This is a genomic window from Methanomassiliicoccales archaeon, from assembly GCA_013415865.1.
Classification (GTDB): domain Archaea; phylum Thermoplasmatota; class Thermoplasmata; order Methanomassiliicoccales; family UBA472; genus MVRC01.
Window position 1 is genome coordinate 175,280 of the sequence record CP058896.1, and the last position, 16,231, is coordinate 191,510.

Consider the following 16,231-nt stretch of genomic DNA (forward strand, 5'->3'; position numbering starts at 1 on the left):
AATGAGTCCAAATTGCTAAAAAGATTGAAATAATAGACCTCTTCCTTTATTCCATCATTGCATGGATATTTCTGATCATGATGTAAAGGGGATCGTTTTCGATTTTGATGGCACACTGGTAGAAAGCACCATAGATTATGCAGCGATGAGGGATTCTATACTTCGGGTAATCTCAGATTACGGTGTGCCCCAGAGCCTAGTATCCCGAAACAAATCGTCAGCGGATAACATCATTGTTGCATTGAACTATTTATCGAAATTATTGAGCCATGACGAACTCATTGAATTTGAGCATGATATAGATCGAGAATCTATCAAAATAGAACTCAGTGAAGTAGAGAAGACCAGACCTGTCAAGGGAGCTTGTGAGGCAATAGATATGCTCCGTGATAGAGGCATCAGAACAGGCATATTAACCCGAGGTTCAAGGGAGTATGTTGAAAAGGGACTTAATATTGCAGGATTTAAATTCGATAAGCGGTCGATAGTTTGCAGAAATGACCATAGATTGAATGAGGCAAAGCCAAACCCTCTCTCCATGATTCGAGCGGCGAATGCAATAAAGACCCCCATCGATAAATGCGCATATGTCGGAGACCATATTATGGACCTTAGATGCGCGAAAGGTGCCGGTGTCATTTTTATCGGTGTTCTTTCGGGCTATAACGACCTCGAGAGATGGAAAGGTTCTATGGTTGATGCATTGCTGAACAGCGTCGCTGAACTTCCGGCCGCATTGAAAAGACCGTAGAAAAAAGAAAAAAAATTATTGGAAAGTTGTTGGATTGGGGATAATATGAGAACAGTCCTTTCAACCAACGCTCCTAAGCCTGTTGGTCCATATGCCCAAGCTGTTATATCACATAATATGGTCTATTGTTCTGGACAGCTCGGGATCGACCCAATAACAGGGAAACTTGTCACAGGAGGGATCGAGAAAGAGGCGGAAATGGTCTTGAATAACCTAAAAAACGTTCTGGAAGCTGCAGGCTCATCATTGAACTCTGTCGTTAAATGTACGATATATCTCACCGACATGACAAAGTTCTCTTTTGTTAACGAGGTCTATGGCAGGTTTTTCGAGAATAATCTCCCGGCAAGGACCACGGTGGGGGTATCTTGTCTCCCATTCGATGCAAAAGTAGAGATCGATGCTATAGCTGAGATCAGGTCTTGAGCCTTACCGCATCGATTTTCATATCCTCATATTTTGTTTCAAGTTCTTTTTAACGCACAGGGCAACAGGCACAATGATCTTTATCGCCTAATCTGACCTCATAAGGAGGTCTGTGTATCTCAATCGTACAATAGCCTCAATGGACCGTCATTGATGTCACGTCATTGATAATCGCTCTTGATTCTTCCTTGTCCACGCTAATGATGTTAGATATATCGTACTCTGTTATCTCAGGTACATCTGCAAGGTTCCTGATAAATTCGTTCATCGCACTCTGATTTGGGAATGTGCATATGATATGAAGCCTTCCATTGCTCATCACAAAGACCTGTCTGGCATATTGGATCTTTTGAAATCGCTCCGAGACCTTCTTGACATCTGATGGTCTCATCCTTACATTGAGCATCACGCTAAAACCACCGAGCTTCTCTGGATCCAAACGGGCCGTGTATCCTTTTATGATACCTAGGTTCTCCATTGCTCCGATCTTGCTGCTAACAGTTGGAACGCTGACCTTCACCTTCTCTGCTATCTGCCTGAATGAGAGCCTTCCATTCTCCATTAGCACCTGCAAGATGTTGATGTCTGTGTTATCTAGGTTCATGAATTTCGAAAATCTTAATCTGTTTATAAAGATAATCCCCGAACAAAATATACGATTGAAAGAATTATGGTTGGTTTCCATTTAGGAAATATGATATTTTACAAATGTAAACCATCAAATAAATGAACATAGGGCTACGATAACATACCTCATGAGAGAGATGGATGATGGGCAAACATATGCGAACCCGTCCAAACAGAAAAGGAGAAGGGCAAGCTTTGGCGTCACTGGTATGACGTGTGCGACATGTGCTCAGACCATTACAGAAGCATTAGAGGATCTAGAAGGGATAAATAAAGCCGATGTGAACCTCGTAACGGAGAAGGCGACAATCGAGTATGACCCATCGAAGGTGGACATTGAGAAAGTGACCAAGGCCGTCTCAGAAGCGGGGTATGGAGTGATCGTGAACGAGATAACGGTCAGCGTTTCTGGAATGACCTGCGCGTCGTGCGTTAAAACTATTGAAGAAAGTTTGAAAGAGCTTGATGGGGTCTTCTCGGCAAATGCTAATCTTGCCACTGAGAAGGTGATGGTGAAATACGACCCTGAGAAGGTACGGTTGGGACAGATAAAACAAGCGATCCGTGATGCTGGCTATGAGGTATTGGAGGCAAAGACGATCGATGCGGAACGAGATCTGAGAAAAAAGGAGATGCAGAGGCAGAAAAGATTGCTGATCTTCGCACTTTCCTTGGCAATACCGACAATGGTCTTGATGCTGTTGATGATGTTCACATCATTGGGTAATGACCATTTCATCCATAAGAACGGAAACTATATTCTATTTGCAATGACAGCGCCTGTTCAGTTCATAGCAGGCTATCAATTCTATATAGGAACATACAAGGCCTTGCGCAACAAAACGGCGAACATGGACACCTTGATCGCGGTCGGAACGAGCGCCGCATTCTTCTACAGCGCAGCGATAACTTTCTTTCCAGGATCGGTCCCATATGATGATGTCTACTATGACAGCGCTGCAATGATAATAGCCCTCATCCTGTTCGGAAAATATCTCGAGGCAAAGGCCAAAGGTAGCACTTCGGAAGCGATAAGGAAGCTTATAGACATACAGGCCAAGACAGCGACCATCTTAAGAGATGGCAAAGAGACCGAGATCCCTTATGAGGATCTGGATGTCAATGATATCATGGTCGTGAGGCCAGGGGAGAAGATACCTACCGATGGGGTGGTGGTCGAAGGTCGCTCAGAGGTTGATGAGTCTTTTATAACTGGAGAAAGTCTTCCAGTGCATAAAGAAGAAGGTTCCGTCGTTATTGGCGGATCGATCAACAAGAACGGCCTGATGAAGATAAGGGCCACCAAGGTTGGAGCTGACACAACGCTTGCACAGATAATCAAGTTGGTAGAGGAAGCTCAGACATCGAGGGCCCCCATCCAACGGTTGGCCGACCGGGTCGCGTCCATCTTCGTTCCTGTCGTCATTCTGATCGCACTCACGTCCTTTTTATTCTGGCTCTTCATCGGGACAACGGTATTCGATGTCAATGAGGCGCACTTCCCCTTTTCTTTGACGATCTTCATCTCGGTCCTGGTCATCGCTTGTCCTTGCGCTTTGGGGTTGGCCACCCCTACGGCCATAATGGTGGGGACCGGAAAAGGGGCGGAGATGGGGATATTGATCAAAAGCTCAGAAGCCTTAGAGACCGCAGGGAATGTTCAGGTGATGGTGTTCGACAAGACTGGAACGCTCACGAAAGGAGAGCTAGAGGTCATCGACATCGTTGGGATAGGATATCGACCAGAACAGGTTTTGTCCATCGCCGGGGTGGCCGAGAAAGGTTCCGAACATCCAATAGGCCAGGCGATAGTGAGAAGAGCTCAGAAAGAAGGACCGTTGTCTGACCCAGAGTCCTTTGAGAATATTCCGGGGAAGGGGGTCAGGGCCATGGTCGATGGACATATCGTCCTTGTCGGTTCTAGAAGGTTCATTGAAGGGGAGGGGGTCCAGACCGCGCCTCTCGATGAGGTCTTGTCAGACATGGAGGAGAAAGGACACAGCGTCATGGTATTGGCGGTCGATGGAAGGGCGGTTGGGGCAATCGGGGTTGCCGATGTCATAAAGGAATCTGCATTGGAAGCCGTCGATGCATTGAAGCGTATGGGGATCGAGGTTGTAATGATCACTGGGGACAATAGGAAGACCGCGAGGGTGATCGCCGATCAATTAGGGATCAACAAGGTATTGGCAGAAGTGCTCCCAGAAGAAAAAGCTAAGGAGATAGTAAAGCTTCGATCCGAGGGGAAGGTCGTTGCGATGGCGGGCGATGGTGTGAATGATGCGCCTGCCCTAGCAAAGGCGGACGTGGGGATCGCCATAGGGTCCGGGACCGATGTCGCGATCGAAGCGGGGGAGATAGTCCTGATCAAGAACGACCTCCGTGACGTGGTGGCAGCTATACAGTTGAGCAAGAGGACGATAAGGAAGATCCGTCAGAACCTCTTCTGGGCCTTCGCTTACAATAGTGCTGGAATCCCTATTGCAGCAGGAGTGCTTTTCCCTGTCTTTGGGATCTTGTTAAGCCCGATAATCGCCGCTGGGGCCATGGCCTTGAGCTCGGTGTCGGTTGTCACAAACGCTGCATTGTTGAAATCATATATCCCTGAGATAAAACAAAAAGGAGGTGAATGAGCTGGCAGTAGACCCCATATGCAAGATGCAGGTAGATGAAAAGACCGCGAAATGGAAGTCGGAATACAAGGGAAAAACCTATTATTTCTGTGCGCCGGGATGCAAGAAGAAATTCGATTCCGACCCAGATAAATATCTGAAATGATAGATGTGAAGTACTTTTTCATTTTTATTTTTCCCAATCAGTTTATATCGATAGAACAGACTAACCTTATCAAATGAATCAGATGAGGCCAAACCTCGTGATTTTCGGCCGCTCTAAGAATACGGTCAGAGAATATTCATCTGTTCTTCGCAACAAAGGTCTCGACGTCTTTCCAACGGTCGAGGTCGTCGATATCGATCCTTTGCTCAAGCTGAAAAAGGTAGATGGGGTGATCACACTACATGAAGGAGACATAGATCTGACGAAGAGCGTGGTCGAAAGGGTGAGGTCCCATGACCTTGGTCCCCCCATCATTTGTATGATGGCTCGGCTTGACAAGGAACTTGTTCTATCGTTGATCGACCAAACGGATGTCCATTTCGTCGAGGGTGGCATCGAGGATATCGATGTCTGTCTCTGCAAGATACGAATGTTGATGGATAAGAAAAAAAGGCTAATGCATCCCGCATCATCCGATCTGAAATTATATGAGACCATCCAGGATATGGTCGATTGGTCGTGGAAGATAGGTCCTGAAGGTCAATTTGTATATAGCAGGACGTCCAGATCGGTGGCCTTGGGATATGATAATCAGGACTTGACCTCGATGTCGATCTTTGATCTTGTCCCTGTGATAAACAGGGAGGATCTTTCTACAAGGCTCGAAAGTGCAAGGGCCAAAATGGCCCCGTTGAAATTGGATGACCTGAAGATCGTCTCGTCATCAGGAAGGGTACTGCACTTCATTGTAAGGGCGATCCCTCTACCGATGATGGACGGGTCTTTTGCAGGGTTCATAGGATTCTGCATCGATAACACTGAGAAGGTCGAGGCCTTGGAAATGGCCAACAAAGCCCGCGAATGGAATTCTCTGATCATAGAGTCCATTCCAGAGGCCATCGTGGTGGTGAAGATGGATGGTGAGGTCGTTGCCGCGAACGTAAAAGCTACCGAGATGTTCGGATATCGTTCGCAAGAAGAGGCCATTGGAGAACAAGCATTGGACCTCATCCCTGATTACGAGAAGGCTCGGGTCACAGAGGACCTGGCCTTGGTGAAAAAAGGCGTATGTCTAGGCATCAGGAGATACGATGTCCTGAGACTAGATGGCAGCTCCTTCAAGGCGGAAGTGAACTACGCAAGCCTTTTGAACGATATCACGGGAAGACCTGAGCTGCTGGTCCTTATTATAAGGGACATCACCGAGAGCGAAAGGGCGGCAAATGAGCTGGAGGTAAGCAGGTCACGGTACAAGCAGATCCTTGAGAACATCCCAGGATTCATTTTTGAGACTGACATGGACCTCTGCCTGACCTTCATCAGTCCTTCGTGCAGGGCCTATGGTTTCTTTGAGGAGGAGCTTATCGGAAAACCCCTGTTCGACCTGATTTCAGAAAAAGACAGGGTGAAGATAGCAGGCGAGCTTGAGGATAGGCTTGATGATCATAGCTTCAACAACATAATCTTCAGGATGCCCGATGCGAAAGGCAAGGAACGGGTCATGATCATGAGCGGTTCGCCATTTTCAGGCTCAGGCAATACCCAAATGGGTTATCGTTGCATCGTCCGGGATGTGACCGAGAACATGTACCGTCTCAGGGAGATGGACGACACTTGGGTGCTTTATAACATGAGCCTAGAGAACATCGGCGAATACATCTGGGCAACAGACCTGGATAGAAGGATAACATACATAAGTCCTGAGCTGAGAAGGACCTGTGACATCGCCACAGGCATGAGCATTGATGAGGCTTGTACCAATACCATGGAGCCCTCTTACCGGCAGCGATTGATAGAATTGTTAGATCAAATGCTCCCAAAAGAGCGATCATTAGAGGAGGGCGACAGGGCATCGAGAACGATAGAGGTCGAGATGAAGAGAAGGGACGGTTCAACTATATGGATCGACCACAGGATCTCGATCCTCAGGGACGCTTCCGGTTCCCCCACTGGTATTTTTGGCCTAGGAAGGGACATCACGGAGAGGAAAAGATCGCATCAGAAAGCTCTTGAGTCATTCAATCTTTTGAAAAATGCATTTTGGAAATTTCCCGATCCTTTACTGGTGGTCGACACCAAACATAGAGGGCTTCAAGTACTAGACTGCAACAAAGCATCCATTCAGGAATTGGGATACGCATATGATGAGCTCGTTGGCAAGCGGCTTAACGAGATCGTAATGGGACTGGACATCGAAAAAGTGCTCGATCTGAGGGACAGGATGATCAAAGGTGAGAGCGTCACCATAGAAGGGGTGCATAGGAGAAAGGACGGGTCTCTTTTTGATGTGGAGACGAAGATGTTCCTGGCAGAGATGGGCTCTAGGCCTGCGGTCTTCTGCTCCACAAGGAACATAACAGAGCTTAAAAGAAATATAGCATGCCATGAAAGGGAACGCTCGGAACTTTTGATGTTAAAAAATGTCATCAGGTCGATCGGGATCTGTAACTTTCCTGAAGAGCTCCTGGAAATGATAATGCCAATGGTAAGGGAAGGCATGGGGTTTGATTTGGCAGCCCTTTTCATTTTTGAAGAGGGGAGGGTAGAGATGTTGCGTTTTGATGGGTTGGACGTTCACAGTCCATTAGAGATGTTCGGTGACGACCCATTTATCAAGGCATTTATCGTCAATAAGATTGTTCAAAATGGACCTGAGTTCTATGATCAAATGTCTGATGGTCCATATGGGGCGAAGGAGCTAGGGATCGATGCTTTATGCTCTCTGCCGTTCTCCATGGGAAAAAAGCGTTATATCAGTATATTGATGGCCAATGTCAAGAATAGAGAGTTCACACGATCAGACAAAGAGACGTTGATCTCGGTCTGGACCCTTTTGAACGAAGCAATAGAAAAGTATCACCTAAAATCGCGATTTTGAAAACAATGATGAGGGGGGAAAACCCCCACCTCGATCATTCTCAGTGTTTCTTTTCCTTAGGATGCTGATGCACAGCCTCGGCCCGCTCTTTCTTTGCACGCTCCTGCTCGTACATCTCCATCCTTTCCTCTACATCTTTGCTCTTCGGGATGGCCTGCTTTACGACCGCCATAGCACCCATTCCCAGCTCGAAGAGCATGGGTGGGATCTTGATATTTCCTCTGATAGACGTACCCACCATCTTCCCAGGGTTCATAATGTCGGTGGGGTCGATGGTGTTCTTGATCATGCGTATATATTTTGCCCCTGGTCCCCGTATCTTGTCCAGGTTAGATGCGAAGAACGAACCGAAACCGAGAGGACGACCACCATATTCATAGGATATGTCTGATAGCTTGCTGTTGAACCCGAAAGATGTGAGGTTCACAAGGTTGTCGAAGTCCGCCAGGTAGTAGGGCATGAACATCACTGTGTTGCGGTCCGCGACCGTCCCAATTATCGCCCCGGTCATGTTCAGCTGGTCCAAAAGCTTGTTCGTCCTCTTTGTGAACTCAGCAAAGTGCTTCAAGGGGACTATCACCTCACCAGGGATGCTGCCGAGTCCTATCTCGCGGACCCTGAACTCGTAACAGCGCTCCTCCCATTCATGTTCGGCGACCTCATCGCTCATCCTTTTTGCCCCATGCTTGGCCATGATCTCGTCAATGACCTTTTCCTCATAGGCGACGACCTCCTTTGCACCCTCGAGCTCGATGTTCACCATAGCTCCTACCTCGGGGGCGTGGCGCCCTATCTTCCGGAGCATCTCAAAGTGCTTTCCATCTGAGAAACCTATATGTAACGGGTCAACGCGCTTGCGGAGTATCTCCATGAGAGGCGCCCCTGCGGCCTCTAGGCTATCAAAGGCATATGATAGTGCCTTCATGACCTCTGGTGCAGGTACCAACTTCAATGTAACCTTGCAGATCAGTCCCAAGGTCCCTTCAGAGCTGCATATGAGCCTTTGAAGGTTATAACCCGACATGTTGTCCGCAACAAGGTCGAAACCGGTGTTTATCAGGGTGCCATCAGGCATTACCACCTCCATGTTGCGGATGTTATCTGCCGCCCCTCCGTACTTCATTGATCCCATTCCGATGCCGCCTGTGGAGATCCACCCTCCTATTGTGGCTGATGGGAAGGAAGAAGGGTACGAACCGAGAAGAAGGCCTTTTTCAAGACATGCCTCGTAGACCTGTTTCCACGTCGCTCCTGGCTGCACTGTTACCGTGAGATCTACTGGGTTGATGTCAAGGATATTGTTCATAAGGCCAGTAAAATCCACCAATATTCCACCAAAGACGGGCATGGACCCGCCCAGCCCCCACGTCGAGGAGCCGCGCGGTGTTATAGGTACTCCTTCCTCATAGGCGATCTTGACTATCTTGACCACATCATCAGTGTTCCTAGGCCTTACGACGACATCTGGCACGTTTTTGAATGCAATCTGCGTCTCCTTTGGCAAAGGTGCAAGGTCGTGGCTGTAGAGCAACCTTTCCATCTTGCTCGTCTTCACGTTCTCGTGCCCGATCGCGTCCCTCAGCCTGGAAACGAGCTGGGGGTTTGCCGTGTTATCCTCTTTTGAATCCATCTGTAACCCTCAGGTCAATGATGTTAACAAGATTGTAACCCGAAACTCATCATCCTATTTTAAATGTATTGCATACTGGCGATGGTGGAAACTAAATATCCCTTCTAAAAGAATAAACGTTCATTTTTATATGGATGTCAGAAAGGTGGTCCGAGGATTACTGGGTCTCTGGGTACTTCGAACTCCGGCACCGTCAAGGGCATCTGCAGATCTCCGAGATCGTTGAGCCGTGTTCGCCCGTTCTCCGAACTGACTGGCCCGTCCTTGGACGGCAGACATGTTCTGGAATCCGCTCGAGGGGCACAGGTTTTTCACACTGTGTTTCCTTGTTGCGGACCGAAGCAAGAGCTTCGCAGCGAGACAGACACCATGGACATCATCCACAAATGATGCTGATATCAGTCTGCTTTCTCCAGAGCCTTTCAGCCTCCGGACCGTATAATATGTAGGATGCCCTGAATATAAGTAATCTTCGGAGCCGAAATTTCGATTCTTCCAGATGGGGCTCTATGCGTTGCAATCGTGACGATTGTCGTCATTTCTTAGCCTTCTTCAGTTCCTCCAATTCTGCCCTTTTTTCAGAGATCTTCTTTGAGATCTTCTCCATCCTGGCCTCGGTCTTGGCCTTTATCTTATCATATTTCTCCTGGCTGATCTCCTTTCTCTCAAGCTCACGGTGATGTTCGTCCAGCTCTTTTCTGTAGTCGGCCTTTAGAGCGTTCAATTTTTTTATCTTCTCCTCGATCTTCTTGATCTTGTCCCCGAACATCCCTGCTCCTCCTTTATGATGTAATGAACCATGTCGATCTTAAACTCAGACCTCTGACCCTGATGTGAATCAGCTTAGCTCGTTCAGTAACCTTGGCAATACCGATTCCTCGATCCTATGGAGATGTGCCGGGCAATCGCAATCTGAAGAGCCGAACCCTTTGCATACCACCTCTGAACCGTTGAACCTATCGATCGTGCCATTGATCTCGCATTCATTGTCCGGCCCTTCAACGAGGAAGGCTGAGATCGGCTCAGCGACCTCCAATAGGTAATCTATATGCCAATGTCTCTTTTTTTTCTTTGAGAAATGCCGTCCGACCCTTGATTCTAGTCCGCTCTGGGCAGAGCCCACATAGGCATATAAACCCGCTTTGAAGCTACAACTCCCTAACGACCCTATCTCAAGGGTAGTATCCTGTGCGAGGTCGATTATGAGAACGTAGGAGCCCCTATGGAGCGACCTTGTTCCCTTCACAACCGCAGCGGCATCTCTCATCTCAGACCTGCCTTATCTCGTCTTTGATGCAAGAGAAGCTACGCGCTCCCCAAGAGCCCTTGCGGCCTTCATGCTCTTTTCGTCACCTTTTGCGGCCCCGAGATCTCTGACATAAGAATGCGCAAAGGCATAGGGGGGCAGGACCATACCTTGCAGCGTCATAAAGTCCAAAATGACCGAGGTCGTGAGCTCGTGACCTGCCCTCCCACCTACGGCGATGACGCCTCCGACCTTTCCTTCCAGCTTCTTGCCCATCTTTGAAAGCAGGTAGGTCCTGTCAAGGAAGGCCTTGGTCTGTGATGTCATGCTTCCGAAGTAGATCGGAGTACCTATGATGATCGCATCAGCCTCCATGAGCTTGGCATATATCGGCTGCATATCATCCTCGATCAGGCACTTCCCACCTTGCCCACAGGTCGGATGTGCCACGCAGCCTTTGATGTCCTTCCCTGCCAACGTTACTATTTCGACCTCTGCGCCCTTTGACCTTGCTCCTTCCAATGCCTCAGCTACCAAAAGCTCGGTGTTCCCGCCCGCTCTTGGGCTCCCGGATATGCCTATAACCTTCAAGGTTCCACCTGGATGACAATGACCGTGACCGATAGTAAAATTTGTCGATTGAGCCGTTGCGCTTGAAGACCTGAGACAATGCCTAGGTTCTAATCTTTCGCTCGTGACCTGTCCTCAGATTCCACCTGGCTCCTCGTCTTGATCTTCATCAGGATGCTCCCTTCCATTCTCGAAGGACTGATCGTGGCGATCTCTCTTAACTTCCTTCCATATATCTCCAGGTCGGCTATCTTGTCCTTGAACTTATCATATGGTACCTTGGCCCTGACCCCATCTACATGAAGCACCACTGGGGCCGGTCTCAGGTTCTCCTGGATCGCCTCTAGCTCGTCTAGGCGGTCCTTTATCTCAGCAGGATGAACGAAAAGAGGGTCAAGCTCAATGTCCCTTCTGCGGTCGGTTATGATCTTTTGGACCTTGCTTGCGACCTCCTCGAGCTTTTGGATCTCCTCTGCCCTCCTCATTCTTTCTACTTTTCTTCCGATACCGCAGACGAGCGCTTCGCAGTAGGGTAAGGAACTGAACTCTGGTCCGCATGTGGCGACCACTGGCACCTCGATGTCCTGCCAGAGCTTGTACTTGTGTTTCTCGACGCATTCGCGGAAATTGCCGACCACGAAGACGGCAGCATCATATTCATTGATGATCGCCTTTTCCTCTGCATTGATCTGAGCGGTCTGTTTTCCCTTTCCACGGGCAAGCCCCATGACGACCGTGATGGCACCATATCTCCTGAGCGTCTCCGCGATATCGCAGATGGGGTGGGGCATATGATGCCTCCCCAAGGTGGGACCAACAACCACTATCTCGGTCCCGGCGAGAGGGACGTCAAGTAATTTACCTCCAAGCTCTCGGGCCTTCGCCTCGATGATCGGTCGGTCCTCCTCTGGTATCGCGAATGTCACCAATATTTGCACCTGGATCTGGGTCTTCTGGACGACAAATCCTCCGATATCCTCGATGAGCTCATAGAACTCGTTGATCTTATAGACCCCTCCGTCGAACATCAGCACTTGGTACATCAGGCCGCCTCCATCTTATGGTGGACCTCTTCCGCCTTCTTCAGCCAATCTGCTTCAAAGCCATGCTCGGTGTTCGCTATCGTAAGAACATCGGAAGACGAGAATGTATGACGTATCTTCAGTCCTTCTGGGACGAGCTTCCATATCGCATCAAGGACCTGCGCCCTCAGCTCTTCTTCCGGATCGATCTTCATCTCCCAAAAGTCCATCCTGGTCACACCAGAGACGAATACCTCATACCTGGTGAGCTGTTCGACCCTGTCCCTGCCATAGGTCTTCCACAAGAGGGCCAGAAGCCTGGGCGCGTAGTTCTCGTCCGTGATGCTCACCATCACTCCCCCCTCCATGTCCTCTAGGTTTGCGACCTCATGGACCGATCTGGCACCAGCGGCCTTTCTCATACGGACCGAAATAACAAAAAGGGGGTCCTCCGGTCTTATCAGAAGATGCACTCTCTCTAGGACGGTTGTAATGCCCATCTCGAGGAGTATCCTCTCAAATATCTGGGCATAGGTCTCGGCACCTTCTTTGTCCGTTCCTTCGACAATCATCTCCATGATCAATGTCCCTCGAGGAAACCAGAGGACAGTAAGGCCGCTCCCGCCGCCCCGATGTACTGTGAGTTCGGAGGCACGATCGGCCTTTGTCCCAATGTATGCTCCACCGCGGTGACGAGGCCTGAGATCAAAGAGGTCCCCCCGACCTGGATCACAGGTTGCCTGACATCTATCTCCTGCAGCTGTTGCTCATATATCTGCTCAGCGACGCTGTGACATGCCGCTGATGCGACGTCCTCGATGGTGTGGCCTGCTGCCAACGAGGTCACGAGGTCCTGTATGCCGAATATCGAACAATAGGAGTTCATCTGGACCTTTCTGTAATCCCCTTTGTCCGCGAGGGCTCCCAGCTCAGTGATCTCCACCTTAAGCCTCTTCGCTGTCAATTCCAAGAACCGTCCAGAGGCCCCGGCGCAGATACCTCCCATAGTGAAGTTGTCGGGGATGCCGTCCCTGACGGTGATGGCCTTGTTGTCCATCCCTCCAATGTCGATGATGGTCGCCTCACCTTTCTGGCGGTCCGCCAACCATACGGCCCCCTTCGAGTTCACTGTCAGTTCTTCCTGCACTAGTTTGGCATTGTACTTCTTTCCGAGCGTGAACCTCCCATAGCCAGTGGTGCCTATCGCCTCGATGTCGCTCATCTTTACCCCCGCCTGGGCCAGGGCCTCGCTCACAGCTGTCTCGGCCGATGAGAAGACATCTGCAGTAGGGGTCCAGGCCTTGCCTATTATCTCATTGTCCCGCAGGACCATGGCCTTGGTGGTGGACGAGCCCGAATCGATCCCCATGGTCAGGCCCACCTGGCGTTCCCTCGCCAAAAGCTCCTTTCTCTCCACTATCGTGACCAAGGCCTCCATCCTTGTAAGCAGCTGGCCCGCCTTCGTCCTCTCGGTGAAGCTGTAAGTGACCACAGGCAATCTGGTATTGTTCTGGATATATTTTCTCAGCTCGGTACGGACCAATGCGGCCTCTGCGCATCTGAAGCAGGACGATATGAACACCGCATCAGCATCATATCTCTTCTCAGCAAGCGATTCTGCCCTGGCTATCATGAGCTTGAGCTGTGGGCTGACCGGATTGAACCCAAACTTCTCGACGGCTGAATTTATCCTCTCCATGTCCACATCAGGATAGACCATCCTCGCCCCTACTGCTTCGGCGGCCTTTTCTATCTCAGATTGTACCCCAGAATAATCAGTTCCGCAGGAGAGCTGTGCGATCTTTATCATTTCTTCAATCCCTCCAGGAATGCCTTGAGCTTCGCGACCATGGCCTTAGCCTCATCTTCATTGGATGGGTAGTCAAGTTCTATGACCGGTATCTTCCTTTTCCGGATCAATAGCTTCATCATCTCGTTGGTCCTCGCACATCCAACGCAACCGAACATGAATGGAGCGTCCTCCATTATGACGGCCGCCTCGGCCTGCTCTATCAATGGCCCGTAGACCGCAAGTCTTCCCCTGATACCAGATGGTACTTCTATACCAGCATATTTAAGGCCTTTTTTCACATCATCCACCGTTATGTTCATCGGCGGCGATTCGATCTCCCTGTTCTCTATCTTTTCCTGCAGCGCTGCCATGACGCTAAGAGGCTCATGACCAAACCTCTCCACCAGGTCGAACAATATCAGGCTGTTCGGTGGAACGATGAGCACTTTCATTGAATATCCTCCCTGCAGATCCTCTGGAGTTCTTTGACCGGAAGTTTGCCCTTCTTGGAGATCTTAGGTACAGGTTCTCCTCTCTCTATGCACTGGAGTCCTTTTTCAACGAGCACGAGATCTTTCCACTCCTTCTCCAGCTGGGCAAAGCCCGGTCTCGAGCCTTTATGGGCCCTGCACCTTCGCTGGTCACCGACCGGGAATCCCCTGACCTTTGTGAAGATCCTGTTGGGATCGATCCTCCTTACCTCCTCCACTGTCCTCTTTATCTCGTCCTTTTTACCGGATACGACGACCCCGAAGCAGGTCTCTTTGATCACAACATCGAGGTTCATCGAATGTATCGTTCTTGCCAACTGCGCCGGCGTGAACTCTGAGTCTGGGGCGAGAACAATATAGCGGGTCTCGTGATCGGTCGTCATTTCGTGGTCACCTTTTTCTTCGGGCTGTTCCTTTTTCTCACCGCAGCCTTCTTGACCCCGTTCTTGGGTTCCTTTTTCCGCGTCACCTTTTTGTCGGGGTCGACGGTGGTCTCCCTTACATAGACGATGTCGCCATCTTTAAGCCCGTTCATCATGGTCGAAAGGTCTCCTACATATCTGCCCACAAGGTTTGTACCATGGGCCTCCTCACCGGTCGGACCGAACTCGTTGCTATCTTCGAGCCTGATGCCTATGATCCCGCGGTTCGGCCTTGACATGTTGGTGACCCCGATGTCGCATTTTCTGCTAAGTTCTCCAAACGACGGCTCTGGATATAGCTTGGCCCCAAGACTGTCATCGCCCTCGAAGGTAACCATCGGCATCCCCTCATAAGTGAAGTGCACCTTGACGGTCCCGATCGGTTTATGGTCCAGCCCGGTCATCTTCTCAATGTACCTGACCGTGTTCGGGTCTTTGTCCCGGTACAAATACCACGTGGTTATCTTCGAAGGGTCGGTCCCGAACGTCTCAACCTCGCCATCCTCTATCGCATGGATGGTGAGCTCCGGTTCCTGTTCAACAATGACCATATCGTCTTCCACAAGGCCCGTCCGTTTTTGTCTCAGACCACGGGATGACAGGAATTCCATACCTTCTCTTTGGGTCATTCCAATGACCATCACCCTCATCGGGTCAGGAACGACCGTCACCCTTTCACCTTTAGGGGCCAGATGTATCAGCTGATGACCATTACATATCTTTCCGATGATGTTGTGAGATGGTGCCACCTGCCTACGCCGCTGATAGAAATAGATCCTTCCCATCCCAGGTCCGGTATGCCTCACGGTCACCACGTCCTCCTCCCTGATGTCATGGGCCTCCTCCACCAGGTTGACATCCATTCTTGTGGAGGATGCTGTGAAGGACTCGGTCTTATCTGTGATGGTTATCGTCCCTTCTCCTTTCTCAAGGGCCACCAAAAAATGTTCGACAGAAACGGGGGAACGGTTATCGAGCTTTACAGCGACATAGGTCTCGACCGACATGCCTTCCTCGAGGGGGGTCGAGATGTCCGTGGTCGCGAAGGCGTCCTTCGAGCTCAGCTCGATTATCACCGGCTCGACCGATATGACCTTATCTGTCTCTTCAAGGATGTCCAGCACATGCCTTCCTCTTGTTACTCTACCGAATATGGGAGAGGCGACACCGTAGGAAGCCTCATGGTCCATCCTGGCGATCATTATGTATGTTGTTCGATTGTCGTAGCCTCCGAGGGCGAACAAGCAATCGTACTTTGTGAACTTAGATGGTTCCCTCGATGGTGTTGCTTTTGAGATGAAAGAGCCGATCGCGGTCACCTTGGATGTCTGCCACCGCACTGTTTTTCCAACCAAAGATGGATACGACTCTTTCCAGAACTGTAGCCATGGTCCATCCTTTATCTTGATGACGAAAGATCCTTTGTTTGTTGTTACCTCGAACTCGCTGGTCTCCTTCTTGACCTGCTCCATCGATCGTATGAGCGCAATGGCCGTTCCTTTCTTGTACGGTTGCCCGCTGATGACGTCCGCGACCGTCGCATTGTCACTGACGTCCATGGGAACCTTGTTGACTATAATTTTCATCTGGTCAAGTCG

The 16,231-nt window shown here is 49.8% G+C and carries 16 protein-coding genes; 5 read left to right on the forward strand and 11 right to left on the reverse strand.

What is annotated here, in order from left to right; translation table 11 throughout:
- Window positions 1-61: 61 nt before the first annotated feature.
- Together HPY73_00920 and HPY73_00925 are read left to right on the forward strand one after the other, a co-directional pair.
- Window positions 62-751 (forward strand): HAD family hydrolase, encoded by a 690-nt coding sequence (locus tag HPY73_00920; protein ID QLH74149.1) that lies wholly within the window; start codon window positions 62-64, stop codon window positions 749-751.
- A gap of 45 nt (window positions 752-796) precedes the next feature.
- Window positions 797-1,177 (forward strand): RidA family protein, encoded by a 381-nt coding sequence (locus tag HPY73_00925; protein ID QLH74150.1) that lies wholly within the window; start codon window positions 797-799, stop codon window positions 1,175-1,177.
- 136 nt (window positions 1,178-1,313) lie between these two features.
- Here HPY73_00925 and HPY73_00930 read toward each other — a convergent pair whose 3' ends face one another.
- Window positions 1,314-1,781, reverse strand: a complete 468-nt coding sequence (locus tag HPY73_00930) for an Lrp/AsnC family transcriptional regulator (protein ID QLH74151.1) — start codon at window positions 1,779-1,781, stop codon at window positions 1,314-1,316.
- A 160-nt stretch (window positions 1,782-1,941) separates the two neighbouring features.
- Between HPY73_00930 and HPY73_00935 the strand changes: the two genes are divergently transcribed.
- From HPY73_00935 to HPY73_00945, 3 genes are all read left to right on the forward strand, one after another.
- Window positions 1,942-4,437 carry a copper-translocating P-type ATPase gene (locus HPY73_00935; GenBank protein QLH75592.1) on the forward strand — a complete coding sequence of 832 codons (2,496 nt, stop codon included), beginning with the start codon at window positions 1,942-1,944 and terminating at the stop codon, window positions 4,435-4,437.
- A 1-nt stretch (window position 4,438) separates the two neighbouring features.
- Window positions 4,439-4,582 (forward strand): YHS domain-containing protein, encoded by a 144-nt coding sequence (locus HPY73_00940; GenBank protein ID QLH75593.1) that lies wholly within the window; start codon window positions 4,439-4,441, stop codon window positions 4,580-4,582.
- Between the two features lie 82 nt (window positions 4,583-4,664).
- Window positions 4,665-7,460, forward strand: coding sequence for a PAS domain S-box protein (locus tag HPY73_00945; protein QLH74152.1), 2,796 nt, complete (start codon window positions 4,665-4,667; stop codon window positions 7,458-7,460).
- Window positions 7,461-7,500: 40 nt separating this feature from the next.
- Here the strand turns inward: HPY73_00945 and HPY73_00950 are convergent, their stop codons facing one another.
- The 10 genes from HPY73_00950 to HPY73_00995 all read right to left on the reverse strand — a co-directional run bounded on the left by HPY73_00950 (window position 7,501) and on the right by HPY73_00995 (window position 16,219).
- Window positions 7,501-9,090, reverse strand: coding sequence for an FAD-binding oxidoreductase (locus HPY73_00950; GenBank protein QLH74153.1), 1,590 nt, complete (start codon window positions 9,088-9,090; stop codon window positions 7,501-7,503).
- Between the two features lie 535 nt (window positions 9,091-9,625).
- Complete coding sequence (locus tag HPY73_00955) at window positions 9,626-9,859, reverse strand: hypothetical protein (protein QLH74154.1); 234 nt, start codon at window positions 9,857-9,859, stop codon at window positions 9,626-9,628.
- Window positions 9,860-9,928: 69 nt separating this feature from the next.
- On the reverse strand, window positions 9,929-10,357 hold the full coding sequence (locus tag HPY73_00960) for a GIY-YIG nuclease family protein (protein ID QLH74155.1): 429 nt from the start codon (window positions 10,355-10,357) through the stop codon (window positions 9,929-9,931).
- A 12-nt stretch (window positions 10,358-10,369) separates the two neighbouring features.
- The gene (locus HPY73_00965; GenBank protein QLH74156.1) at window positions 10,370-10,927 is read right to left on the reverse strand and encodes a flavodoxin family protein; all 558 of its coding nucleotides are present in this window, start codon (window positions 10,925-10,927) and stop codon (window positions 10,370-10,372) included.
- Window positions 10,928-11,016: 89 nt separating this feature from the next.
- On the reverse strand, window positions 11,017-11,949 hold the full coding sequence (locus HPY73_00970) for a methanogenesis marker 7 protein (GenBank protein ID QLH74157.1): 933 nt from the start codon (window positions 11,947-11,949) through the stop codon (window positions 11,017-11,019).
- Entirely contained in the window at window positions 11,949-12,506 is a 558-nt protein-coding gene (locus tag HPY73_00975; GenBank protein ID QLH74158.1) for a methanogenesis marker 17 protein, read from the reverse strand. Before HPY73_00975 ends, HPY73_00970 begins: the two co-directional genes overlap by 1 nt.
- 2 nt (window positions 12,507-12,508) lie before the next feature.
- The gene (locus HPY73_00980) at window positions 12,509-13,738 is read right to left on the reverse strand and encodes a methanogenesis marker 15 protein (GenBank protein ID QLH74159.1); all 1,230 of its coding nucleotides are present in this window, start codon (window positions 13,736-13,738) and stop codon (window positions 12,509-12,511) included.
- Window positions 13,735-14,172 carry a methanogenesis marker 5 protein gene (locus tag HPY73_00985; protein ID QLH74160.1) on the reverse strand — a complete coding sequence of 146 codons (438 nt, stop codon included), beginning with the start codon at window positions 14,170-14,172 and terminating at the stop codon, window positions 13,735-13,737. Before HPY73_00985 ends, HPY73_00980 begins: the two co-directional genes overlap by 4 nt.
- Complete coding sequence (locus HPY73_00990) at window positions 14,169-14,594, reverse strand: methanogenesis marker 6 protein (GenBank protein QLH74161.1); 426 nt, start codon at window positions 14,592-14,594, stop codon at window positions 14,169-14,171. The genes HPY73_00985 and HPY73_00990 overlap by 4 nt, the downstream gene beginning before the upstream one ends.
- Window positions 14,591-16,219 (reverse strand): methanogenesis marker 3 protein, encoded by a 1,629-nt coding sequence (locus HPY73_00995; protein QLH74162.1) that lies wholly within the window; start codon window positions 16,217-16,219, stop codon window positions 14,591-14,593. The genes HPY73_00990 and HPY73_00995 overlap by 4 nt, the downstream gene beginning before the upstream one ends.
- Between the last annotated feature and the right edge of the window lie 12 nt (window positions 16,220-16,231).

Bases quoted from the DNA above. Each gene is read 5' to 3' on its own strand.
- HPY73_00920 (QLH74149.1), top strand. From the start codon at position 62: ATGGATATTTCTGATCATGATGTAAAGGGGATCGTTTTCGATTTTGAT.
- HPY73_00925 (QLH74150.1), top strand. From the start codon at position 797: ATGAGAACAGTCCTTTCAACCAACGCTCCTAAGCCTGTTGGTCCATAT.
- HPY73_00930 (QLH74151.1), bottom strand. From the start codon at position 1,781: ATGAACCTAGATAACACAGACATCAACATCTTGCAGGTGCTAATGGAG.
- HPY73_00935 (QLH75592.1), top strand. From the start codon at position 1,942: ATGGATGATGGGCAAACATATGCGAACCCGTCCAAACAGAAAAGGAGA.
- HPY73_00945 (QLH74152.1), top strand. From the start codon at position 4,665: ATGAGGCCAAACCTCGTGATTTTCGGCCGCTCTAAGAATACGGTCAGA.
- HPY73_00950 (QLH74153.1), bottom strand. From the start codon at position 9,090: ATGGATTCAAAAGAGGATAACACGGCAAACCCCCAGCTCGTTTCCAGG.
- HPY73_00955 (QLH74154.1), bottom strand. From the start codon at position 9,859: ATGTTCGGGGACAAGATCAAGAAGATCGAGGAGAAGATAAAAAAATTG.
- HPY73_00960 (QLH74155.1), bottom strand. From the start codon at position 10,357: ATGAGAGATGCCGCTGCGGTTGTGAAGGGAACAAGGTCGCTCCATAGG.
- HPY73_00970 (QLH74157.1), bottom strand. From the start codon at position 11,949: ATGTACCAAGTGCTGATGTTCGACGGAGGGGTCTATAAGATCAACGAG.
- HPY73_00975 (QLH74158.1), bottom strand. From the start codon at position 12,506: ATGGAGATGATTGTCGAAGGAACGGACAAAGAAGGTGCCGAGACCTAT.
- HPY73_00980 (QLH74159.1), bottom strand. From the start codon at position 13,738: ATGATAAAGATCGCACAGCTCTCCTGCGGAACTGATTATTCTGGGGTA.
- HPY73_00985 (QLH74160.1), bottom strand. From the start codon at position 14,172: ATGAAAGTGCTCATCGTTCCACCGAACAGCCTGATATTGTTCGACCTG.
- HPY73_00990 (QLH74161.1), bottom strand. From the start codon at position 14,594: ATGACGACCGATCACGAGACCCGCTATATTGTTCTCGCCCCAGACTCA.
- HPY73_00995 (QLH74162.1), bottom strand. From the start codon at position 16,219: ATGAAAATTATAGTCAACAAGGTTCCCATGGACGTCAGTGACAATGCG.